The following is a 24132-nucleotide window of genomic DNA, read 5'->3' as shown; positions in this document are numbered from 1 at the left end:
GCTCACCTCAGGGACTCATTCAACGAATCCAGCACCCCAGAACCAGGACACAATGTTTGCTGTGACAATTCATTCAGTGGCTGCCTGACTGTATTGATCAGCCCATGTGTGTCAGCTGCCGACTCATTGTGATAAATCAATCCAGTGAGGATGTGTTGTTGTTCCCTGACTGCTTCGATGCGGTTCATCGCAGCTTTGCGGCTGCTCAGATCGTAATCTTCAGCATTCTTTTGCAGCACCAATTCACTGCCATCATGCAATTCGACCTGACGGCTGGTGCCTGGCGGGTAATCGATGGTAATTTCTGATTTTGCCGGAATAAAATCAATGGTACCGGTGGCCTCCAAATGATCCCTGACCCATTCATAGCCTTTGGTAGATGCCGGCGTATTGTTGAAGGTCACACATGGGGAAACCACATCAATGAAGGCAAATCCAGGATGTCTGATGGCCGCCTTGATCAATGGAATCAACTGATGTTTGTCGCCGGAAAAACTTCTGGCCACCATGCCAGCTCCCAGCTGCAATGCCAACTGGCACAAATCAATGGAATCAAACACACTGGGAACGCCTTTTTTACTGGCAGAACCCTTGTCCGCAGTGGCTGAGTCCTGACCCTTGGTCAAGCCATAACAACCATTGTTCATGACGATATAGACCATATTGAGGTTTCTTCTGACCACATGCGCAAACTGGCCCATACCAATTGATGCGGTGTCCCCATCCCCCGAAACCCCTATATAGAGCAAATCACGGTTAGCCATATTGGCTCCGGTGGTCACCGATGGCATGCGCCCGTGAACCGAGTTGAAACCATGGGCTTTGCCCAGAAAGTATGTTGGGGTTTTCGAAGAACAGCCGATGCCTGAAATTTTGGCGATTTTATGCGGTTGCAAATTGAGGTCAAAACAAGATTTAATGATTGCTGCACTGATGGAATCATGGCCACAGCCGGCACACAAAGTAGACAATGCGCCTTCATAGCTTTTGATGGATTGACCGATGGCATTGGTGCTCAGTTCCGGATGTCTGAAATTGGGTCGGATAAAAGTCATGTCAGGCCTCCCTGGGCACGGTGGATTGAACGTCTGCCAATTGCCGGTTGATGGATTCAACCAGGTAGCTGGCAGTGATGGGCATTCCATCTATATTGAGCACTTCAACAAACTGATTGGGGTCAACAGAAAGTTCGTTGACCAACAAAGTTTTCATTTGCGCGTCACGGTTTTGCTCAATCACAAACAAGGTATCATGTGCTTCAATGAACTCCCTGACTTCTACACCAAACGGGAAGGCTTTGATGCGCATGGCATCAATGTCATGGGTTGTTCTGAGTGTTTCCAATGCTTCATCAGCAGACCAGGCACTGGTGCCATAATAAATCACTCCAACAGAAGCCGATTGACCTGAGACATCTGCCTTTGGAACCAGGGTCTTGGCAGTGTCCCATTTGACCAGCAGACGCTCCATACCGCGGGCATAAACGGTGCCATCTTCTGTGTATGCAGCGTATTCATCATGGGATGATCCACGGGTGAAAAAGGCGCCCTTTTCAGGGTGTGTTCCAGGAATTGTACGATATGGAATACCGTCCCCATCCACATCCAGATAACGACCCCAGCGCTCGCCGAGATGCTCCAGTTGCTCTTCAGTAAGCACCTTGCCCCGATCATAGGTGTAATCATCGTCCCAGTTGATGGGATCACACTGGTGAACATTCATCCCCAAATCCAGATCGCTCATCAGAATAACCGGGGTTTGTAAGCGTTCAGCCAGATCAAAGCCAATCACTGTATGGGCAAAACATTCGGTTGGATCCGCTGGAAACAACAACACATTTTTGGTATCTCCATGTGAGGCATAGGCAGCAGCCAGCAAATCAGATTGCTGAGTCCTGGTAGGCATGCCCGTACTCGGCCCGGTACGTTGAATATCCATCAACATCACCGGAATCTCAGAAAAATAAGCCAATCCCAAAAATTCGCTCATCAACGAAACCCCCGGACCTGACGTGGCAGTAAATGCCCGGGCCCCATTCCAACTGGCACCAATCACGATACCGATCGCGGCCAATTCATCTTCAGCCTGCAGGATGGCAAATTTGTTCTGCCCGCTTTGTTCGTCAACCCGGTAGGCTTTGCAATACTTTTCAAACGCCTCTACCACTGATGTGGATGGGGTGATAGGGTACCAGCCAGCCACCGTTGCTCCGGCAAAAACCGCACCCAGACCAGCTGCTGCATTGCCCTCCATCATGATTTGGTCGCCATTCAGGTCTCTGCGGTGAATGTTCAGCCCACAACAAGCCTTGTGGTGTTCTTCTGCATAATCAAAACCCAGCCTCAATGCTTTGATGTTCGGCTCTATTAATTTGGCTTTTTTGGCAAACTGTGATTTGATCGAGTCCTCGAAGACAGTGAAGTCCATTTCAAAAAGGTAGGCCAATGCGCCCACATAAATGATGTTTTTGAATATTTGCCGCAAGCGGGGTTCGGTATAATGAGCATTACAGATGTCTGTCAATGGGATTCCGATCAGGGTGATGTCTTCCCGGGTAAAAGTATCTGGCAATCGTTTTGAGGAGTCATAAAAAAAATACCCTCCTGGCAATAACTCCTGGTAATCCCTGACCATGGTTTGTCCATTGACTGCCACCACAAAATCATACCCGCCTCGTCTTCCAAGGTAGCCCTGCTCACTGATGCGAACTTCAAACCAGGTAGGCAGGCCCTGTATATTGGATGGAAATATGTTTTTCGCGGCAACCGGCACACCCAGCCTAAACACCGCTTTACTGAATAGATTGTTGGCCGATGCAGAGCCAGACCCGTTGACATTGGCAAAACGGATCACGAAATCATTGGTTGCTGTTATGTTGTTCATCATTTACCCGCTGTGGCTTCGTGTAATAAGAATTTCTGCATATCCCAGGCTCCTGTCGGGCACCGTTCGGCACACAGGCCACAATGCAGGCACACATTTTCATCTTTGACCATCACCCGTTTGGTTTTGAGCGCATCAGAAACATACAGATCCTGATCTTTGTTGGTGGCTTTGACTTTCAGTTTATCCCGCAACAAATCCTCTTCATCGTTGTCTGTGAAGTTGATACAGTCTACGGGACAAATGTCTTCACAAGCATCACATTCAATGCACCGGTCTTTATCAAACACCGTTTGTACATCACAATTCAGACAACGCATGGCCTCATCATACCCCTGTAACGGGTCAAAACCTTTTTCCACTTCGAGTTTACGGTCTGAAAGGGCTTTTTGCTTGTCAATTAATGCCACCACATGACGGTCATCATCAGAGATGTGGGCATCATACAGCCAGTCATGAAATCCCATTTTCTGACTCATCAGATTGACCTCTGGTCCCGGTCGGTCAGTCGTTGACTTGCCTTCACACAAGTGATGTATTGATATGGCCGCCTGATGACCATGCGCCACTGCGGTGATGACATTTTCCGGGCCCCAGGCTGCATCACCACCCACAAAAACTTCAGGCACTGAAGTCTGGAATGTGGTTTTATCCACTTCAGGCATGTCCCAGTCATTGAATTCAATCCCGATGTCCCGTTCGATCCAGGGGAATGAATTCAACTGACCGATGGCCATTAAGACATCATCACATGCCATGAACACCTCTTCACCCGTGGGTTCCAGGGTGCGCTTGCCGCGGTCATCAAACACCGGTTCAACCCGTTCAAAGAGCATACCAGTCAGCCGGCCATTTTCAGTGACAAAGGCTTTGGGATTATGGTTTTCATACATTGGAATGTCTTCGTGTTCGGCGTCTTCAATTTCCCATGGAGATGCCTTCATCTCAGCTTTGGGACTTCTGACCACCACCCGAACATCTTCTCCGCCCAGCCTCTTGGCTGTCCGGCAACAGTCCATCGCCGTGTTTCCACCACCCAGTACCAACACCTTCTTGCCAATCCGGCTGATGTGCTCAAACGCCACATTGGCCAACCAGTCAATACCGATGTGGATGTTGGCATCACCTTCTTCACGCCCAGGCAAGTTTGGCAAATCACGCCCCCTTGGTGCTCCGGTACCCACAAAGATGGCATCATAACCTTTGCCAAGCATGTCTTTCATGCTGGTAACAGTCTGGTTAAAATGGGTAACCACCCCCATATCGAGGATGTAATTAACTTCTTCGTCTAACACCGATTCAGGCAAGCGGAATGAAGGTATCTGACTGCGCATGAAGCCACCGCCTTTGCGCTGATCATCATATAAATCGATTGCATATCCCAACGGCATCAAATCCCGGGCCACAGTCAGTGAAGCCGGACCGGCCCCAATCAAAGCCACTTTTTTGCCATTCTTCTCAGTCGGGATATCTGGAAGGCGGTCACTGATGTCGGTTTTATTGTCAGCAGCCACCCGCTTTAAGCGACAGATGGCCACCGGCTCTTCTTCAATGCGGCCACGGCGGCAGGCCGGTTCACAAGGCCGGTCACAGGTTCTGCCCAGGACACCCGGAAAAACATTGGATTGCCAGTTGATCATATAAGCATCGTTGTACCTGCCGGCCGCAATGAGGCGGATGTATTCAGGTACTGGCGTGTGTGCCGGACAAGCATATTGGCAATCGACCACTTTATGGAAATAATCTGGATCGGAAATATCAGTTGGTTTCATGGTGAGGTTTTCCAATAATCAAGGCGTCAGATCTGGCTGCACAACCGGCGATTGCCAATTGCTTTTGCCGTGACCTTTTTCCAGTAAAAATATCAACCATTTGTTGAGAAAACAGTTTTGACTGTAGCGAAGACTGGCCTGATTGGCCGCATCAACACGACCACCGAGCGCCCGGTATTGTCGTTCAAATTCATTGGCATGAGTCAACTCAGCCAGTCCGGCATCGTGATAAACACGGATAACCAATTCATCTGACTGACTGTAGGGAAAAAGCAGCTGCATAGACACTTCCGTGGTGTACTTAAACCGCTCGGTACACAGCATCTTTAACACCGGCTTATCCGGTAGGAGCGAATGCAGGATTTGCCCCTGATACAGTGATTGCGGAAGCAATTGATCCATCAACCGGTGATTGAACTCGTGCAATTGCATCAAACTGATGTTGTGTCTGCGTACATATTGCCTGTGGGACAAGTATTGTTCGGTCAAAATCATTTAATACAGTTTCTTGTTTAAATCCAATGCAATCATTATCTTACCTGAAATTTCTTCAATTGAGGTAAGAGTTGTGTTCAAAAAAGGGATTTGGTTGCGGTGATAAATCATTTCAGCGTCACTCACTTCTGCCTGACATTTACGCAGCTCAGCATACCTGGAATTGGGGCGACGCTCACTCCTGATTTGTGACAAACGAAACGGGTCGATGGTCAGGCCAAACAGTTTATTTTTGTGAGCCATTACATCAGCTGGCAAACGCATGCGCTCAAGGTCATCATCGGTGATGGGGTAATTGGCCGCCTTTAAGCCATAATGCAGCGCCAGATACAGACAAGTGGGTGTTTTGCCCGAACGGGAAACACCCAATAAAACCAAATCAGCCTGATGCAAATTCAGATTGACACCATCATCATGAGATAAGGCGAAATTGGTGGCTTCAATGCGATCATTGTAAGAGGTACTGTCCGACATGCCGTGAGTCCGCCCCACACCGGGATCACGCTTCAACCCAAGGTTGTTTTCAATCCGCCTGAGCAGGCGGTTGAATGGATCCAGTTTAAGACCACCTGCGGAGTGAATGATTTTCCGCAATTCAAGGTCGACCACTGTATTGATCACCAGCTGCTGAAAATCGGACGGGGTGTTTCTGATGATGGCCGCTGCTGCCTGAGCGGTCTCCACATCATTAATGAATGGCAATCGCTTTTCAATAAAGTCTATGCCGGTAAACTGGGTGATTAAACTTCTGCCAACGGTTTCGGCAGTGATGGCCGTGCCGTCTGACACATAAAATATAGCGCAACGTTTGTTTTCGCTCATTGATCCCTCTGTTGATATGGGTAACCATGTTTAACGGTTTTTTTTCAATAGATTGTTTATGACAATCCCATGAACATATAGAATATAACACTTTTCTTAACCACAGGGAAATTCATGCCTGAATACATCATCAAACTTGACCAATTGAACATGTCTCACCTGGAGCAGGTCGGTGGCAAAAATGCCTCGCTTGGCGAAATGATTACCCACCTCAACGCATTGGGTGTCAAGGTACCAGGCGGCTTTGCCACCACAGCAGATGCCTTCAAAGAGTTTTTACAAACCTCTGGCCTGAATGAAAGAATCAGCCAACAACTCAAAGACCTCGACACTGACAACATAGAACAGTTGCGCCAAACCGGAGAATTGATCAGAGGGTGGATTCTTGACACTCCATTTCAGGCACCCCTGGAACAAGCGATTCGTGATGCCTATGAGACCATGAAACAGGATTTGGGCACTGACTTCACCGTGGCTGTTCGGTCATCTGCCACTGCAGAGGATTTACCCGACGCATCTTTTGCCGGCCAGCAGGAAACATTCCTCAACGTTCACGGCGCCGATGAAATCCTGCGCAAAGCCCATGAGGTGTTTGCTTCGTTATACAATGACCGCGCCATTTCTTATCGGGTTCATCATGGCTTTGAACATGATGATGTATATCTGTCAGCAGGTATCCAGCAAATGGTTCGCTCAGACATCGCTGCCAGTGGCGTGATGTTTACCATGGACACTGAATCGGGCTTCAATGATGTGGTGTTCATCACCAGTTCCTATGGTTTGGGTGAAATGGTGGTTCAGGGAGCGGTTAACCCCGATGAATTCTACGTCTACAAGCCTGGCATCAAAGCCAATCAGCCAGCGGTATTGCGCCGCAATCTGGGCTCAAAGGCCATTGAAATGGTTTATGGTGATGAGGGTGTCATGACGCAGAACATTGAACCTCAACGCAGCCAACAGTTCTCCATCACTGATGATGAAGTCACACAATTGGCCAGACAAGCTCTGATCATTGAACAACACTATGGCCGACCCATGGACATTGAATGGGCCAAAGATGGTGTGACCGGCGAGTTATACATCGTTCAGGCCAGACCGGAAACCGTGAAATCCAGAGAAGCCGTTGGCCAGAAAATTGAACGTTACTCATTGCAACAGCGCGGTCAGGTGATTTGCGAAGGTCGCAGCATCGGTCAAAAAGTTGGCCAGGGTGTGGCCAAAGTCATCAAGAGCATTCAACAAATGGACCAGATCAACGCTGGTGATGTATTGGTGACAGACATGACCGACCCTGACTGGGAACCAATCATGAAAAAAGCCGCTGCGATTGTCACCAACCGAGGTGGCAGAACCTGCCATGCGGCCATCATTGCCCGTGAATTGGGTATACCTGCCATCGTTGGCTGTGGTGATGCCACCAGCCAGATCAATCACAACAATGAAGTAACCGTGTCATGTTGTGAAGGCGATACCGGTTATGTGTATGATGGGCTGATGGGTTTTGACATCAAGACCACAGATTTGGAAAACATGCCGGATGCGCCATTAAAAATCATGATGAACGTGGGCAATCCTGACCGAGCTTTTGACTTTCAAAATCTACCTAATTTTGGCATTGGTCTGGCCCGGCTGGAATTCATCATCAACCGCATGATCGGAATTCACCCCAAAGTTCTGCTGGATTATGATCAACAACCTGAGTCAATAAGGAACATCACCGATCCGATGGTAGCAGCCTATGCCTCACCCCGGGACTACTTTGTTAAGCGGTTGGCTGAGGGCATTTCCACCCTGGCTGCTGCATTCAATCCCAGCCCGGTGATCGTTCGGTTATCAGATTTCAAATCCAATGAATACGCCAATTTGATTGGCGGACAAGCATTCGAGCCTCATGAAGAAAATCCAATGCTGGGTTTTAGGGGTGCGTCCCGTTACCTGGATGACTCTTTTGTGGATTGTTTCCAAATGGAATGTGAGGCCCTGAAGTTCATCCGAGACGAAATGGGACTGACCAATGTATGGGCCATGGTACCATTTGTTCGCACCCTTGAGGAAGGCCAGGGCGTGATTGATCTGATGGCCAGGTTTGGTTTGAAGCAAGGCGAAAACGGCCTGAAAATCATCATGATGTGCGAACTGCCATCGAACGCATTGATGGCTGATGAGTTTCTGGATATATTTGACGGCTTTTCCATTGGCTCCAATGACATGACACAATTGACCCTCGGACTTGACCGGGATTCAGGCCTGATCGCCGACCTGTTTGATGAGCGCGACCCGGCCGTGAAAAAAATGTTGGCCATGGCCATTTCAGCCTGTAAAAAACGTGGCAAATACATTGGCATTTGCGGACAAGGCCCTTCAGACCATCCAGACTTGGCCGAATGGCTCATGGATCAGGGTATCGAAAGTGTCTCGCTAAACCCGGATACGGTGGTTGAAACCTGGCTCAAACTGGCTAATCACTGAGCAATTGATCTACTCCGGCTGCCGAAGCTGACAGTCGCCTGACGACTTCGGCAGCCATCATTTTTAAACAACACTCACCAGACAGAAGCAGCAGCGCCGCCCATCAATCCAGGCAATCGCTTGACGCCTCTTCAGGGGCTGAAAATGACTTGCTGATCCCTGAACACTTCATCCAAAACATGGAAGGAACCAAACACCACCACCCGATCATCTGGCTGAGAGACTTCCACTGCCCGCTGATAAGCCTCGGGTCCAGACTTCCACTGAGAGATCAATGTCACTTGTGTGGTGAGTTGATCCTTCAGTTCCGTCAGTGACAAAGCCCTGGGTGTTGACAACTCAAAAATGAACCAATGATCTACCACCTCAGCAAAAGCCTCAATCCATTGAGCCATTTGTTTGTCATGCAGTACAGAAAACACCGCCCGGGTGTGTCCGGCAACCGGATTGTTGTTGAGCCATTCGGCCAACTTCGTTGCAGATTGCCTGTTATGAGCCACGTCTGCCAGCACCAGTGGTGCTTGCTGTATGGTTTGCAAACGACCGGGGACTGACATGCGCTTAAGAGCCTGATTCAGCTGTTCAGCGGAAAACAACCAGCCCAATGACAGCAAAGCCGTCAAAGCTGCAGCAAAATTATCTATCTGCCAGTCTCCTGAAAGCGCTGGTCTGGGTAAATTGTGGAAATTGTGTTGCTCACTGAGGTAGGAAAAACCTGATGGGTCAGATTGAATGTCAAACCCCCGGCCAGGACTGAAGAAATGAGCACCCGTCTCGGCCACTTTGGCAAGGATATTATGCGGCACATCCTGACCTCCATACACCACCTGTTGGTCAGGTCTGATGATGCCGGCTTTTTCCGCAGCAATTTGCTCTATGTCATCACCCAACCAATCCATGTGATCCAGATCAACGGTGGTTATGATGGCTGCATCGGCATCAAGCACGTTGGTGGCATCAAGTCGCCCGCCCAAACCCACCTCAAGAATAATGACTTCAAGTCCATGCCGGACAAAAACCAACAATGCAGCCAGCAAAGCATACTCAAAGTATGACAAGTGGATGTCATGACGCACCTGATCAATGCGATCGAAAGCACTGAGGATGTCTTCATCAGTGGCAGACTGGCCATTGACACTGATTCGTTCATTGAAGCGATGAATGTGTGGTGAAGTAAAGGCCCCGAATGAAGTACCAGTCGAACTGACCAGAGCGGATAAGGCCGCAACCACTGAACCTTTCCCGTTGGTACCACCTACGGTAATGATGGTTTCTGGTAAGCTCAGCGCCAGTCGCTCCAGCACTTCGTTCAAACGATCCAGACCGAGATCGATTTTTTCCTGATTCAGTGACTGAAGACGGGCTTCAAGTTTGCTCATCGGCAACGATCACTTCATCCGGTTCAATCAACTGACCACCAGCCGGATACAGCAAGTCGAGCAAGGCAAAAATCTCGTCACTGAGCTGATGACGGCTGACAATCATGTCAATCGCACCATGTTCGAGTAGAAATTCACTGCGCTGAAAACCTTCAGGCAAGGTTTCTCGCACGGTTTGCTCGATGACCCGCGGACCGGCAAAACAAATCAGTGCATTGGGTTCAGCAATGTTGATATCGCCAAGCATAGCCAGTGAAGCTGAAACACCACCTGTTGTGGGGTTAGTCAACACAGAAACATAAGGTAATCCCGCCATTTTCATGCGTTTAAGAGCGGCAGAAGTTTTGGACATTTGCATCAATGAAAACAATGATTCCTGCATCCGAGCACCGCCTGAGGCGGAAAAATTTATCAGCGGTAATTTTTCTTCCAAAGCCAAGTGTGCTGCGCGAACAAATTTTTCTCCAACCACAGAGCCCATCGAGCCACCCATGTACTTAAAATCAAAAGCAGTGACCACCACTGTCCGACCTTTGAGCTGACCTTTGACTGCCACCAGGGCATCGTTTTCACCAGTGGCTTTTTGGGTCGCCACAATGCGGTCTTTGTATTTCTTGGTGTCTTTGAACTTCAAAGGATCTTCAGGCCTGACCGCCGCACCAATTTCTTCCAACGGCGAATCGTCGAGAAAATATTCAATGCGGTCTCGTCCAGAGAGTGATTCATGATGACCACACTTGGGACATACCTTTCCTTGCTTGAGTGATTCAGGTTGATACAGAACAGCTTCGCAGGATTTACATTTGCCCCACAAACCTTCCGGAATGTTTTTCTTTTTGTTACCACCTTCGGTACGGATACGAGATGACATGATTTTCTGAAACCAGCTCATGGAAGCTCCCAATTATGATTCAACGACCGTCCATTATAGCGAATTCAAGGCTTCACGGATAGGCTTGATAAAATCTTCTGTGGCTCGTTTTGCCGATGACAAATCCGAACATTCATTCAACAAACTGACAAGCGCACTACCAATCACCACCGCATCGGCGGCACCGGCTACTGCCACAGCTGATTGTGCATCTTTTACACCAAACCCAACAGCCACCGGCAAATCGGTGTGTTGGCGGATACTGGCCACATCATTGGCCACCGCAGCGGTGTCCAGGTCTGCTGAACCGGTGACACCTTTAAGAGCCACGTAATACACAAAACCAGATGCGTGTTCACAAATCATGTGTTTGCGTTTTTCAGTGGTGGTCGGAGCTATCAGAAAAATTTGTTCCAAATCATTGGATCTCAGGTGCTGTAACAAATCATCGGACTCCTCCGGTGGACTGTCAACCAGCAGCAGTGCATCAACACCGGCAGTTTTGGCTTGGCTGACAAATACCTGATGACCCATGCATTCAACCGGATTCAGGTAACCCATCAACACCACCGGAGTGTGTTGATTGTCAGCCCTGAACGCTTTGACCATGTCAATGGTTTGTTCAATCCCCACGCCATTGGCAATGGCTTGTTCAGAAGATTGCTGGATCACAGGCCCATCTGCCATGGGATCTGAAAAAGGCATACCTAATTCAATGATATCGGCACCCTGAGCAACCAACTCATGCATCAGGGGCACTGTGAATTCGGGCTTAGGGTGACCTGCTGTGATGAATGGGACCAAAGCTTTGCGGCCATTCAATTCGGCCAATCTGTTCTTGATCAGACTCATACGTCAACCCCTTCAATGGCGGCAATGGTGTGCACGTCTTTGTCTCCACGACCTGATAAATTGACCACAATGTTTTGTTCTTTGCTCATACTGGCGGCCAGTTTAACCGCGTATGCCACGGCATGAGCGCTTTCCAGAGCAGGCAAGATGCCCTCAACCCGGGTGAGTTGATGAAAAGCAGCCAATGCTTCATCATCATTGATAGAAACATAATTGGCCCGCCCGGTTTGATTCAGGAATGCATGCTCAGGGCCGACCCCGGGATAATCCAAACCAGCCGAGATCGAATGGGTTTCGATGATTTGCCCTTGCTTATCAGACATGACATAGGTCCTGTTACCATGCAACACACCTACTTTTCCAGCAGAGATCGATGCGGCATGTTCACCGGTTGAAACACCATGACCACCGGCTTCAACTCCATAAATGGCGACTTCCTGGTCATCCAGAAATGGGTGGAACAAGCCAATGGCATTTGATCCGCCACCCACACAAGCCACCAATGCATCGGGTAACCCGCCAACTTTTTCAGCAAACTGTTTTTTGGTTTCACGACCAATGACCGAGTTAAAATCCCTGACCATCTGCGGATAAGGGTCAGGACCAGCAACCGTTCCGATGATGTAAAAGGTATCATCCACATGAGTCACCCAATCACGCATGGCCTCATTCAATGCATCCTTGAGGGTTTTAGAACCCGAATCCACACTGCGCACTTCAGCACCCATCAATTTCATCCGATAGACATTGATGGCCTGTCTGGCAATGTCAACTTCGCCCATATAAACCACACATTCCAAACCCAGTCTGGCAGCCACCGTGGCCGTGGCCACACCATGCTGACCCGCTCCGGTTTCTGCAATGATGCGTTTTTTGCCCATGGCTTTGGCCAATAATATCTGGCCGACGGTGTTGTTGATTTTATGAGCACCGGTGTGATTGAGGTCTTCTCTTTTCAGCCAGATTCTGGCCCCTCCTGCTTGGTCTGTCAGTCGTTCAGCGAAGTACAAGGGAGATGGCCTGCCGACGTAATCAGCCAGGTCATGGTTAAACTGCGTCAGGAAAGCTTCGTCATGTTTCAGGCGATGATACGCCTCTTTCAGCTCTTCAAGACAGTGCATCAGCGTTTCGCTGGCAAACACACCTCCAAAGGTACCGAAGTGTCCTCTGGAGTCGGGGAATTCAGAATATGTAATTGTCATGATTTTTTCAGGTTGGTTAATGGGTAATGGTTATTCAGGCTCCCGGCTGACAGATCTGATCTGCGTCACCATGGCCTGCATTTTTTCTTTGGATTTTACGCCAGGTGAAGACTCAATTCCACTACTGGTATCAATAAAAGTCACACCGGTCTCAGCGATTGCCTGACAAACGTTACTGGCATCAATACCACCTGCCAGAATCACTTTATTGCGGTAAATGGATGGTATTTCGAACCAGACAAATTTTGTCCCTGATCCGCCAATTTGACTGCCACCAAATGAGTCCAGTAACCAGGCATCAGCTGAGGCATACTGTTTGGCATATGCCAACCAGTCATTGGTAGACAACATGGGTATGGCTTTCCAGTAAGGCCGATCAAACTGCTCACAGAATATGACCGATTCGTCTCCATGAAACTGTAACACTTCAGGCTCAATCCGGGCGACCACTTCACAAACTTCCTCGGCTGATTGATTAGCGAACAAAGCGACAGTCAGCAGATCATGCTTTTTAGCCAAATTGACCAGCTCCACGGCTTGTTCGGTTGTGAGGTATCTGCGGCTTTGGCTGACAAACACAAACCCCACAGCATCGGCACCGCTGTCTGCAGCCGCCAGCACATCAGCGGAATTTGTGAGACCGCAGAATTTAATCCTGATTACTTGATTTGATGGTTGGTATGTCATATTTTTCCGGATAAATCACTTGTTCAAAGGCCAATCCATTAGGCGGAGCGGTCATGCCTGCCTGACGCCGGTCCAGACTGGCAAGCACCTCTGCCATCCAACTGACTGGTTTGTGGCCTTTGCCGATGGGCAACAAAGTACCCACTATGTTCCTGATCATGTGATGCAAAAAACCGTTGGCTGTAACCCTCAGACTGATCAGATCACCTGATCTGATCACAGCAGCGTGATGAATGGTTTTGACTGATACATGAGACTGACATTGTGATGACCTCAAAGCATTAAAGTCATGTGTTCCTATCAGTGTTTGTACAGCCTGATGCATGTCATTATGATTCAGCGGGTGTGCAATCCATGTCAAATGATGGCGATTGATGGCCGGCCTGACAGAACGGTTAAGTATGCGGTATTCATAACTCCGGCTGATGGCAGAAAACCTGGCATGGAAGTCATCAGGAACCTCTTTAACCCACAGGATACTGATACCCTTATGAAGGTTTTTATTGATGCCCATGGTCCATTGCCAGTCAGTTCTGTGTGAATCTGTTTCAAAATGGATGACCTGGTGACGTGCACTGACTCCCGTATCAGTGCGGCCCGAACAATGCACAATCACATCATGATTGGCCACCACCGCTATGGCTTTTTGCAGACAAGACTGAACAGTTGGCTCCTGAGCCTGAATCTGGAAACCGAAAAAAGGTTCTCCGTCGTACTCTACCCCACAGGCAATACGCATAAAAAAAGCCGAATCTAAGATCCGGCTTATTATATGTTATGCAGAAAATGATTTACATATCATCCAGCAATTTCCTGGCAGCTTCGACCTGTGAATCATTACCTTCTGAGGCCACTTCTTCAAGCAGGTTTTTCGCGCCTTCATTATCACCCATATCCAGATAGGCTTTTGCCAGATCCAGTTTGGTGTCAATGGCATCGCCTTCATCCAGCAGACCTTCAAGGCCTAAATCCAACTCATCATCCATCGTGTCATCACCTTCATCAATGTTAAAATCATCGCTGTCATCATCAGACAAATCCAGAATATCATCGAATTCCTCATCGTCCGCGGCTTCATCTACAGCGACTTCAACCGGAGTTTCTTCATCAGCAGCATCATCTGCAACCATGTCATCCAATTCATCGTCAAGATCGAAGTCGAAATCTTCGTCAAAATCAATCTCATCAGCATCTGATTCAGAGGCATCATCGACTTCAACTGCTGTTTCCGCATCATCACTGTCATCGTCATCCAAATCCAGCTCTGCAAATTCATCTTCCAAATTTAAATCGAAATCATCATCAGACTCATCCATTGTTTCATCTGAATCTTCGCTACCCAGTGCTGCTTTCTGAGACTCGCTCAGATCGCGCTCCAGGGTTTTGGTAGAATCGCCATCATCTTCCAGGTCATCCAGATCAAAATTAAAATCATCATCACTGAGATCATCAGCGACTAAAGATTCTTCGGCTTCAGGTTCAACCCCACTTTCAGTCAAATCGTCCTCAACATCACCTTCGGCTTCATCATCGTTGTCATCATCAAGGAAGCCATCAAGATCAAAACCACCATCATCTGTGGAAACCGGATCAGATTGCTCAGCTTCATCCAATAATTGACTGATGTCATCATCCTGTTCTTCCTGGTCGCCAAACATAATGGACTTATCAAGCTCTGCCAGGACATCACCATCTTCATCAGAATCAACCTCTTCAGCCTCATCTTCAGTAGCGGAATCTGCATCATCGGGCAATGGGGCATTGAGTTTGGTATCCGCCATTTCAGTCGGGTCATCCAGCTCATCTGCTTCTTTATTGCGTTGCTTGATGTCATCCAGGAAACTGGTTTCTTCCTCGTCTCCTGCTCCTCGATTGCTCAGGAATCTGGGCACAAAAATCACCAGAATCAAGCCAACCAAACCAATCAGTACCCACTGCAGGTTGTCCATCACCCAATTAATGGTTTTATCGACCATTGATTCAGTTTGTGCAGGAACAGCGGTGAATTTAGGAGGCGATTTGTCGGCACTTTCTTCTGCAGGCTGAACAGCACCATCAAGTTCTTCACTCTCTGTATCACTGCCAGTGCCTGAAATGCCGGACATGTCATCATCTGTGGCTGTTGTGTCCACATCAGTCAGTTGCAGATCAAGACCACCATCTGTGGTTGCATCATCCACAGGAGTGTCCCATACATCATCCACCAGGTTGTCATCCACAGCAACACCTTCTTCCATGCCATCATCGGTCATGGCCACAGAATCACCTTCGTTGGCTTCTGCCAGTTGATTTTCCAGGTTCGAAAGCCCGCCATCCTGAATTTCAATGACAGACTGTTGTTGTTCAACAATGTCTTCGAGTTCTGAAATCCGGTCTTGCATGTCTGCCTGCTGACTTTCCTGGTTAAAGGCTTCTTCTGCAGTTAAAGAGGTGCTGTCATCATCACCGGCATCTGCGTTGGTTTGGCCGTTGTCGGAACCATCACTGTCACCACCAGACAACTGCACACCATAATCAAGTGACGCGCTGTCATACTCATCGGTCAGGTCATCGTCAGTGGTGGTTTGAAAGCTGCTGTAATCGGTGGCTGCTGAACCAGACCAGTTCTGATTATGAGATTCAACTTCAGCCAGTGCTTCACTGTAACTGATGGCTTCTGCTTCTGCCATTGTTGGCATGGTCAGGCGGCTCCCTTTGATCAGCTTATTGATGTTATTATCAATGAATGCCGAACTGTTGTTGTTAAATATCGCGATCATCATCTGGTTGGTTGACAACCCACCCAGTTTGTTGCGATTGGCAATACCCCATAATGTATCACCGGCATTGACAAATACTTCGCTGTCATAAGAATCACGACTCAATTCTGTGGCCGCTGAATCTGCCTGCACATCTTCATTGGTGTATGTGGTCACGGTTTGTTCAGCCGGAGCCGTGCGTTCCTGCAATTGTGGCTGTTCATCATTGGTGTCTTCAACCACAGCCTCACCAACCTGGTCCACCACCACATTATTGACTTGCACGTCAGCTGAACTGACTTCGTAAGCAGGTGGATCGAGTAAAACTGTGAATTCACGCAAGATTCGACCATTGTTCCAATTCACATCCAACAGCAAACTGACAATGGGTTCGGAAACCGGTCCGTTGGAAGTGACATTGACTATCGTGGGATTGTTCTCATCCAGTGCCACAGAAATATTACCTGGCACAAATGACCTGTCCAGTCCCACCCGCTGATAATCAGCAGAGGATGCCAGGGTCACCGTCAGGTTTTGCAAATCTTCATCGGGGCTGACGATTAACTCGATGTTGGCACGCAACGGTTCATCCAGAGAAGAATAGACCTGTATATTTCCCATTCCCAGGGAGAATGTTGATTGCGAAACAATGGTTAAACTCATAACCAAGGTCAATAAAATCAATTTTTTCTTCATAATTTACCCAATGCTTTTACGTTTGTAATGGTGAGATTTTTATCATTCGATATTGATGGTAACTAATTCTACAATAAAAAGCCAAGAATTTATCTAAAAAAAATGAGCTAACTTACTCTTTATCCAGTATTTTTATCAGATTTTCAGCGATTTGCACACTGTTTAACGCCGCGCCTTTACGGATATTATCAGAGACAATCCACAAGTTTAATCCCTTCTCATGGCTGATGTCTTCACGAATCCGACCAACAAATACCGGGTCATTCCCTGCTGCATGCACTGCCGGAGAAGGATATTCCAGTTGACCTGGCTGATCCATCAATTGCACGCCTGGTGATTGACTGAGAATCTGACTGGCTTCAGCTGCTGTGATCTTGTCTCTCGTTTCGATGTGTACCGCTTCTGCATGACCATAAAACACAGGCACCCTGACACAGGTTGGGTTCACCCGTATGGAGGAATCTGCCAGAATTTTATGGGTTTCCCAAACCATTTTCATTTCTTCCCTGGTGTAGCCGTTGTCCTGGAACTGGTCAATCTGAGGAATCACGTTAAAAGCAATTTGTTGAGAAAAAGCGCTGGTTTTCAGTGGTTTGAAATTCAACAATGAACGGGTCTGTTCTGACAGTTCATCAATGCCTTTGTTACCGGCGCCTGAAACCGATTGATATGTGGCCACATTGATCCTGGTGATTCCCACCGCCCTGTGAATCGGTGCCAAAGCCACCAGCATTTGAATGGTTGAACAATTAGGATTGGCAATGATGTAACTGTTGGTGTATTCACCAATGGCCTGGGGGTTAACCTCAGGCACCACCAACGGGATGTCCTGCTCATTTCTGAAATAGGATGTGTTGTCTATCACCACACAGCGGGCCGAGGCTGCTTTGGGGGCATATTCAGCTGAAACACCACCGCCTGCGGAGAACAAGGCAATGTCAGCCTGGCTGAAATCAAAGTCTGCCAGATTGCCAACCATGACTTCCTGTTTATTGAAATCAATGGTTTCTCCTGCACTGCGCTCACTGGCCAGTGGAAAAATTTTTGCCACAGGAAATTGTCTTTCCTGCAGGATGTCCAGCATGGTTTTACCCACTGCTCCGGTGGCTCCTACCACCGCCACATTGTATTTTTGAGTCATGTTTTTATGAGATCCGAGAAATGAATGTTTTGGTTATGTTTGTTATCTTTGGTGTGATTGGGTTTGCGCCTGGTGACGCATCAAATGATCCATGATCACCAGCGCCATCATGGCTTCCACAATGGGGGTTGCCCTGATTCCGACACAAGGATCATGCCGGCCTTTGGTCACCACTTCAATGGGCTGACCATCCACATCAATGCTTTTAGCCGGCAAACGCAGTGAAGATGTCGGCTTAAACGCCACACTGAGGGTGATGTCCTGACCAGTGGAAACCCCTGCCAGAATTCCGCCTGCATGATTGCTGTCAAATTCACCGTCGATGATTTCATCGCGGTGTACTGATCCATGTTGACTCACTGAATCAAAACCAGCTCCGATTTCCACCCCTTTGGTGGCATTGATGCTCATCATGGCCAGGGCCAACTCCGCATCGAGCTTACCATACACTGGTTCACCCAGCCCGGCCGGTACGCCAACGGCTTTGGCATTGATCCTGGCGCCCACTGAATCACCAGATTTGCGCAATGCATCCATGTATTGGTCAAGTTCAGCTACCCGATCAATTTCACCAGTGAAAAAAGGGCTTTCGTCAATCCGGGTTAAGTCACCCGGAGACAGGTCGATTTCTCCCAGTTGGGACAACCAGGCAATGATTTCAATGTCATGGTGAATTTTCAACCATTTTCTGGCCAGGGCGCCGGCTGCCACCCGCATGGCGGTTTCCCTGGCGGAAGACCGACCTCCACCACGGTAATCGCGAACACCGTATTTTTTCCAGTAACTGAAATCAGCATGACCAGGCCTGATTTGTTTGGCAATATTGGTGTAATCTTTGCTTCGGGCATCGGTGTTTTCAATCAACAATGCGATTGGGTGACCTGTGGTAACACCTTCAAACACCCCGGATATGATGTTCACATCATCGGCCTCTTTTCGTTGAGAGGTATGACGTGACTGGCCGGTGGCCCGTCGCTTTAGTTCGACTTTGATTTCTTCTTCAGTGATGGGCATGCCCGGCGGAAACCCATCAAGCACGCAGCCAATGGTGGCTCCATGGGACTCACCGAATGATGTGAAACGCAAAACTTTTCCAAATGTATTATGTGACATGGGCTTTTAAAAATGCTGAAAATTGCGGCTGGTACTTTAACAAATCCCGCCGGCTAAAGACACATATTCCATGCCCTCCGGCGGTTAAATCAACCCAGGTGATGGGCACATCCGGCAAACAACGATTCAATACGTCGTCATTGTAGCCGACTTCAAGGAACAGGCAACCCGATTCACTCAGGTATCCCGCGGCTGCAGCCAGAATCCTGACCGGCAGTTGCATGCCTTGCCAGTCACTGACCAGTGCCATTTCCGGCTCGTGCCGGTATTCATCGGGTAAAGTGCGGTATTCATCTTCATCCACATAAGGAGGATTGGCAATGATCAGGTCGTACCTTTCTTCTTCCAAAGAATCGAACAGATCGGAATGAATACAACGTGTGCGATCTGTCAGTTGCAGTCTGTCCTGATTCAACCGGGCCAGGTCAAGGGCCGGCTCACTGAGGTCGACCAAATCCACCTGGGTATCTGGAAAGTAATGTGCCACAGCCAAACCAATGCAACCCGAACCGGTACACATATCAAGTACGCGGCTCACACTGGACATGTCCACCCACGGAGCAAAACCCTCGTCGATTAAACTGACGAATGGTGAGCGGGGAATCAGGACACGTTCATCTACCCGAAAAATCAATCCGGCAAACACCGACATGCCGATCAGATAAGCCATGGGTTTTCTGGAGGACACCCGTTCAGTCAATAGCCTGGCAATTTGCTGCTGCTGCTCATCAGTCACCAACGCCTGTTGCATTTGATTGAGGGATTCAAAATCCACCTGCATGACATGCATCAGCAAAAGTATGACTTCATCTTCTGCATCAGCCACTCCATGCCCATAAAACAGGTCATGTGCTTTTAGCTGCGCCACTGATTGATCAAAAATATGCTGCAACTCCATGGACACTTATTTCGCCTGTGATCAAAAAGGTATACAATGCCTGTTTTTACTGTAGAGGTCAACTCTTAAAAGAGGCTTATGAGGAATCTTTCTGTACTGAAATCAATCGCATCCATGCTGTTCATTTTTGCACTGGCCGGGTGCGGCAAACAAGACACTTCGTCCACTGATTTTCAGGCCCTGAAGTTGTTCCCTCAGGGCAAGCCTTTCTCAGGCTTTCAACTCACCAGCCACTTGTCCGAATCCTGGCAAGCCGAGCAATTTAAAGGTGAATATTCAGTGGTGTTTTTCGGATTCGCCAATTGTCCGGATATTTGTCCAACCACCTTGCTGGATCTGCAAATAGTAGAGCAAAAAATAAAAGCGACCGGGACCCAGCCACCACGCATCATTTTTGTCTCTGTTGACCCGGACCGCGACACCCCGGCTTTGCTGAAAGATTACATTGAATATTTTAATCCGGATTTTTACGCCCTGACCGGTGATGAAGCCAATATCCTGTCAATCGCCTCACAGCTGGGCGTGGCTTACCGGGTTGAAGATCATGAAATCGGCGACCAGGTCTATGATGTTGACCATGCCTCTGCCCTGTTTGTGATCAATCCACAGGGGGAACGCATTGGCTTGTTTACTGCGCCTCACCAAGCCGATGCCATTGCCGCAGACCTCATCCAACTCATCAACCAATCCTGATTACCATGGCCCTGATCTTTCAATATATTTTACCCCATCGCTTGCTGTCAAAAATCATGCACAAGCTGATGCGAATTCGTTTCAAACCGGTGAAAAACTTCACCATGAAGCGCATGATTAAAAAATTCAATATCAATCTGGATGAAGCTGCTTCCAAAGATTTTGCTGATTACCCACATTTCAATGCTTTTTTCACCAGGGCGCTCAAACCAGGCAGTCGCCCTGTTGACCAGTCATCCGACAGTGTGGTTTCACCGGTTGACGGGGTTATTTCTCAGATAGGCCAAATCAACAAAGACGAAATCCTGCAAGCCAAAGGTCACCATTACACCATCAAAGATTTGTTGGCCAGCTCGCTGGACTCAGATTACCTCAACGGACAGTTTGTCACCATTTACCTGTCACCCAAAGATTATCACCGCTTACATGCACCAGTGAAATGTGAAATCAAAGCCATGCGACATGTACCTGGCCGACTGTTCAGTGTAGCAGACTGGACCACCCAAAAAATCCCACGTCTGTTTGCCCGCAATGAACGACTGGTCAATACCCTGCATACGCCGTTCGGCAAAATGGCGTACATTTATGTCGGCGCCATTCTGGTTTCAAGCATCGAAACCATCAGTAATGGGGTGATCACCCCACCATATGCCAGCCAGGTAACCGACCTGATCCCTGAAGGCAAAACACAATACCAAAAAGGCGATGAAATGGGCCGTTTTAACATGGGTTCAACTGTGATCATGCTGTTCCCTGAAGGTCGCATTGGATTTGAACCTCATTTGAAAGCTGGCAGCCCACTGAAACTGGGTGAAAGAATTGCCACAATTCTTTGAATCTTTTGCAACCTAAATGGTCCATAGCCACATGAAAACCAAGACCTTAAACATACTCATCTGCAGCTTTCTGGCCATGTTTCTGAATGAAGTCACAGCGCAGCCAGAACCATCTAACCTGTTGCCTGAAGCCAATCGGGATTATGCCTTTGATTACACACCGCTGGAACCAGTTAAATTTGCCTCATTTGCGGAGGCTGCCGCCTGGGCCGATGTGGTGGCTATTGCTCAGGTCATTAACATCGATTACCTCCAAACCCGTGAGCTGAATGCCAGCGGCCAGGGATTTCTGACTGTCCGGGTGCCTTACAAAGGTGTCAAGAAAGACGATCTACTGATTATCAGCAGCAAAGGGTTTGAGGAGCATGTGTGCTACTACCCTGATCGGGTTGAGGAAGGCCAGCGTTATTTGGTGTTTCTCAAAGAGTCAGCTAACCAGGGAGAATATCATGGCTTTAAACCATTTTGTCAGTTACAGGTTTTACTGACAGATACCGGGGAATATGCCCTCAGGTACCCTCAGGAGTTGGGTTTTGAACTGGATCCTGAATTGGTGCGTGAGCTCAACTTCAATGACCCCCATTCAGAAATTGATGCCACCGAATGGACCCACATCGCCCGTGAACAGCATCAACAGGAATATGACACCACGCTGCGCGAAGACAGTGACATGTTTCAAAAATATTTTTATCTGCAATACACCCGGGGCATCATGATTTACGAGATCAGAAAATTGCTGCAATTAACCACCCAACCCAGGATACATTCAGACCAAATTTAACCCACCATTGCTGTATCACCTCTGTTCGCTGGTCGTTTCATCTGACCTTTCGGGCACCGGTACTGGTGGGAAAATGCAAAACAAACTGTTTTGCTGGCTGCGCGCAGCAGAACTAATTTCATTGACTTATCAATATTTTTGCGCTATTTTAAATTCAACGTCAACCCCTCAACAGTTATTGATTGTGTGCAATAACTACAAAAAAAACAGGGGAAAATCATGAACAAATTTCTTTCATTTATCATCTGCTTACTGATGATACCAACCTGGTGTGCAGCAGATAACCACGAAAAGCCACCGACTTTAATTGCTGATGGCTGGACCATGGTACCCAAAGAAGGGCATGGGGCAGAATTTGAAGCTGCCTTGAAAGCCCATCTGAAAATGCGCATGGAAAAAGGGGACCCAAGACACTGGGACACCTACGTGCCTGTCACCGGCGACAAGTTGAACAACTATGTGGTGCGAAGCTGTTGTTTTGAATGGGCCGATCAGGATAAGTATGCCAAATGGTCCAACGAGCACATGGGTGAACACTTCAACGAAACCGTTCATCCGCATGTACAAAAGTACATGCACAACTTCACCGAGATCGACACCAGAAACAGTAACTGGGGGGAAAACACCAAAGCCAATTTTGTGGGTGTAACTCATTTTGAAGTGAAGTCAGGCAAAGGCAGCGACATGTCCGCCTCAATCAAGTCGATGAGCACATTGGCCAAAGACAATGGCTGGCCCAGAAACTGGTCCTGGTCATACCCGGTTGGTGGTGACGGCGGTGTTACCCTGGCCACGCCCTATGCCAACTATGCAGATATGGCACCAATGGAAGAAAGCTTTTATGATTTTGTGGTGAAACATAAAAAATCGAAGAAAAAAGCCGAAAAAATGTTTGATCAGTTCAATGGCGCGATCAAGTCGACCCACTACACCATTTATCGTCATCGGGTTGATTTATCCATGCACGAGGACGAAGACTGAAGAACAGCGATTCACATCATAACAAAGGAGGCCAAGCCTCCTTTTTTTGTGCCCGCTCATTTTCGCCACCCTGTTCACAATCTGTTAAGCCGCATTTAGGTAACCTGTCAGCGAACCCATAAATGAGTGAGTATGATGAAGAAAACAACAATCTTAACCGTGATGGCCATGACTGTATTGGGCGGCTGTACCACCACCGATCCATATACCGGCGATGAGAAAGTCCGCAAAAGTGTTACATACGGTGCCGCAGGAGCCATCGTATGCGGCTTGATTGGTGCCACCCGGAACTCGAAAAGTGCCCGCAATGCAGCAGCAGGTTGCGCTGCCATCGGTGCCGGGGTTGGCGCCTATATGGATCACCAGGAAGCTGAATTACGCAGGGAATTACAAGGTTCTGGCGTTCAGGTTCGCCGGGATGGTGACCAGATTCAACTGATCATGCCAAGCAACATCACTTTTGCAACCGATGAATACAACATCAAAAGCAGCTTTTATTCCAGCCTGAATGCAGTGGCCAAAGTGCTTTACAAATACAAGGACACCAACCTGGACGTCATTGGTCATACCGATTCAACCGGCAAAGACGAATACAACCGAAACCTGTCCTATCAACGGGCTTACAGTGTGGCTGACTACTTACAGGCACAGGGCATCCCAGCCAATCGATTGGCCCCTTACGGACTGGGAGAATCACAACCCATTGCAGATAACAACACAGAATATGGTCGCAGTCAAAATCGTCGGGTTGAATTATTCATCACGGCCATTGAACCCTGAGTAGAAAAAACTCATCGCAAATCAAACTCCCTGAAGCCATCCC

The 24132-nt window shown here is 48.2% G+C and carries 21 protein-coding genes; 6 read left to right on the top strand and 15 right to left on the bottom strand.

Annotated features, from left to right (window positions below; all coding sequences use genetic code 11):
* Nucleotides 1-2: 2 nt before the first annotated feature.
* Genes B0475_RS08220 through ppsR form a run of 5 tightly spaced genes read right to left on the bottom strand, consistent with a single transcriptional unit; the run spans nucleotide 3 to nucleotide 5972 of the window.
* Nucleotides 3-1055 carry a 2-oxoacid:ferredoxin oxidoreductase subunit beta gene (locus B0475_RS08220; RefSeq protein WP_077411335.1) on the bottom strand — a complete coding sequence of 351 codons (1053 nt, stop codon included), beginning with the start codon at nucleotides 1053-1055 and terminating at the stop codon, nucleotides 3-5.
* 1 nt (nucleotide 1056) lies between these two features.
* Nucleotides 1057-2886 (bottom strand): 2-oxoacid:acceptor oxidoreductase subunit alpha, encoded by a 1830-nt coding sequence (locus B0475_RS08215; RefSeq protein ID WP_109862365.1) that lies wholly within the window; start codon nucleotides 2884-2886, stop codon nucleotides 1057-1059.
* Nucleotides 2883-4655, bottom strand: coding sequence for an FAD-dependent oxidoreductase (locus tag B0475_RS08210; RefSeq protein WP_077411333.1), 1773 nt, complete (start codon nucleotides 4653-4655; stop codon nucleotides 2883-2885). The genes B0475_RS08215 and B0475_RS08210 overlap by 4 nt, the downstream gene beginning before the upstream one ends.
* A gap of 18 nt (nucleotides 4656-4673) precedes the next feature.
* Complete coding sequence (locus B0475_RS08205) at nucleotides 4674-5150, bottom strand: DUF1249 domain-containing protein (RefSeq protein WP_077411332.1); 477 nt, start codon at nucleotides 5148-5150, stop codon at nucleotides 4674-4676.
* The gene (gene ppsR, locus B0475_RS08200) at nucleotides 5151-5972 is read right to left on the bottom strand and encodes a posphoenolpyruvate synthetase regulatory kinase/phosphorylase PpsR (protein WP_077411331.1); all 822 of its coding nucleotides are present in this window, start codon (nucleotides 5970-5972) and stop codon (nucleotides 5151-5153) included.
* Between the two features lie 114 nt (nucleotides 5973-6086).
* Here ppsR and ppsA point away from each other — a divergent pair, with 114 nt between their 5' ends.
* Nucleotides 6087-8441: a phosphoenolpyruvate synthase gene (gene ppsA / locus B0475_RS08195; RefSeq protein WP_077411330.1), complete on the top strand. Its 2355-nt coding sequence runs from the start codon at nucleotides 6087-6089 to the stop codon at nucleotides 8439-8441.
* 131 nt (nucleotides 8442-8572) lie between these two features.
* Here the strand turns inward: ppsA and B0475_RS08190 are convergent, their stop codons facing one another.
* The 10 genes from B0475_RS08190 to prmB form a co-directional block, all read right to left on the bottom strand.
* Nucleotides 8573-9820: a bifunctional folylpolyglutamate synthase/dihydrofolate synthase gene (locus B0475_RS08190; protein WP_077411329.1), complete on the bottom strand. Its 1248-nt coding sequence runs from the start codon at nucleotides 9818-9820 to the stop codon at nucleotides 8573-8575.
* Nucleotides 9807-10712 (bottom strand): acetyl-CoA carboxylase, carboxyltransferase subunit beta, encoded by a 906-nt coding sequence (gene accD / locus B0475_RS08185; protein ID WP_077411328.1) that lies wholly within the window; start codon nucleotides 10710-10712, stop codon nucleotides 9807-9809. Before accD ends, B0475_RS08190 begins: the two co-directional genes overlap by 14 nt.
* A gap of 33 nt (nucleotides 10713-10745) precedes the next feature.
* A complete protein-coding gene (trpA, locus tag B0475_RS08180) occupies nucleotides 10746-11543 on the bottom strand; it encodes a tryptophan synthase subunit alpha (RefSeq protein WP_077411327.1) in 798 nt (265 codons plus the stop codon).
* On the bottom strand, nucleotides 11540-12745 hold the full coding sequence (gene trpB, locus B0475_RS08175) for a tryptophan synthase subunit beta (RefSeq protein ID WP_077411326.1): 1206 nt from the start codon (nucleotides 12743-12745) through the stop codon (nucleotides 11540-11542). The genes trpA and trpB overlap by 4 nt, the downstream gene beginning before the upstream one ends.
* Before the next feature lie 30 nt (nucleotides 12746-12775).
* Nucleotides 12776-13432, bottom strand: a complete 657-nt coding sequence (locus B0475_RS08170) for a phosphoribosylanthranilate isomerase (protein ID WP_077411325.1) — start codon at nucleotides 13430-13432, stop codon at nucleotides 12776-12778.
* On the bottom strand, nucleotides 13395-14171 hold the full coding sequence (gene truA / locus B0475_RS08165; RefSeq protein WP_077411324.1) for a tRNA pseudouridine(38-40) synthase TruA: 777 nt from the start codon (nucleotides 14169-14171) through the stop codon (nucleotides 13395-13397). Before truA ends, B0475_RS08170 begins: the two co-directional genes overlap by 38 nt.
* A 52-nt stretch (nucleotides 14172-14223) precedes the next feature.
* Nucleotides 14224-16833, bottom strand: coding sequence for a FimV/HubP family polar landmark protein (locus B0475_RS08160; RefSeq protein WP_198538167.1), 2610 nt, complete (start codon nucleotides 16831-16833; stop codon nucleotides 14224-14226).
* A gap of 145 nt (nucleotides 16834-16978) precedes the next feature.
* Entirely contained in the window at nucleotides 16979-18007 is a 1029-nt protein-coding gene (locus B0475_RS08155; RefSeq protein ID WP_077411322.1) for an aspartate-semialdehyde dehydrogenase, read from the bottom strand.
* Nucleotides 18008-18049: 42 nt separating this feature from the next.
* Nucleotides 18050-19120, bottom strand: a complete 1071-nt coding sequence (aroC, locus tag B0475_RS08150) for a chorismate synthase (protein ID WP_077411321.1) — start codon at nucleotides 19118-19120, stop codon at nucleotides 18050-18052.
* Entirely contained in the window at nucleotides 19110-20018 is a 909-nt protein-coding gene (prmB, locus tag B0475_RS08145; protein WP_077411320.1) for a 50S ribosomal protein L3 N(5)-glutamine methyltransferase, read from the bottom strand. Before prmB ends, aroC begins: the two co-directional genes overlap by 11 nt.
* 78 nt (nucleotides 20019-20096) lie before the next feature.
* Between prmB and B0475_RS08140 the strand changes: the two genes are divergently transcribed.
* The 5 genes from B0475_RS08140 to B0475_RS08120 all read left to right on the top strand — a co-directional run bounded on the left by B0475_RS08140 (nucleotide 20097) and on the right by B0475_RS08120 (nucleotide 24089).
* Entirely contained in the window at nucleotides 20097-20711 is a 615-nt protein-coding gene (locus B0475_RS08140; RefSeq protein WP_077411319.1) for an SCO family protein, read from the top strand.
* Between the two features lie 5 nt (nucleotides 20712-20716).
* Nucleotides 20717-21547 (top strand): archaetidylserine decarboxylase, encoded by an 831-nt coding sequence (asd, locus tag B0475_RS08135; protein WP_077411318.1) that lies wholly within the window; start codon nucleotides 20717-20719, stop codon nucleotides 21545-21547.
* Nucleotides 21548-21578: 31 nt separating this feature from the next.
* Nucleotides 21579-22328: a hypothetical protein gene (locus B0475_RS08130; protein ID WP_077411317.1), complete on the top strand. Its 750-nt coding sequence runs from the start codon at nucleotides 21579-21581 to the stop codon at nucleotides 22326-22328.
* Between the two features lie 219 nt (nucleotides 22329-22547).
* Nucleotides 22548-23309 carry a hypothetical protein gene (locus tag B0475_RS08125; protein WP_077411316.1) on the top strand — a complete coding sequence of 254 codons (762 nt, stop codon included), beginning with the start codon at nucleotides 22548-22550 and terminating at the stop codon, nucleotides 23307-23309.
* A gap of 132 nt (nucleotides 23310-23441) precedes the next feature.
* Entirely contained in the window at nucleotides 23442-24089 is a 648-nt protein-coding gene (locus B0475_RS08120) for an OmpA family protein (RefSeq protein ID WP_332835500.1), read from the top strand.
* The last annotated feature ends 43 nt before the right edge of the window (nucleotides 24090-24132 follow it).

The sequence above is a fragment of the Marinicella sediminis genome, from assembly GCF_002000055.1.
Lineage (GTDB): Bacteria > Pseudomonadota > Gammaproteobacteria > Xanthomonadales > Marinicellaceae > Marinicella > Marinicella sediminis.
Note: the sequence above shows the minus strand (reverse complement) of the source record. Positions and strands in the feature narration are given on the sequence as shown.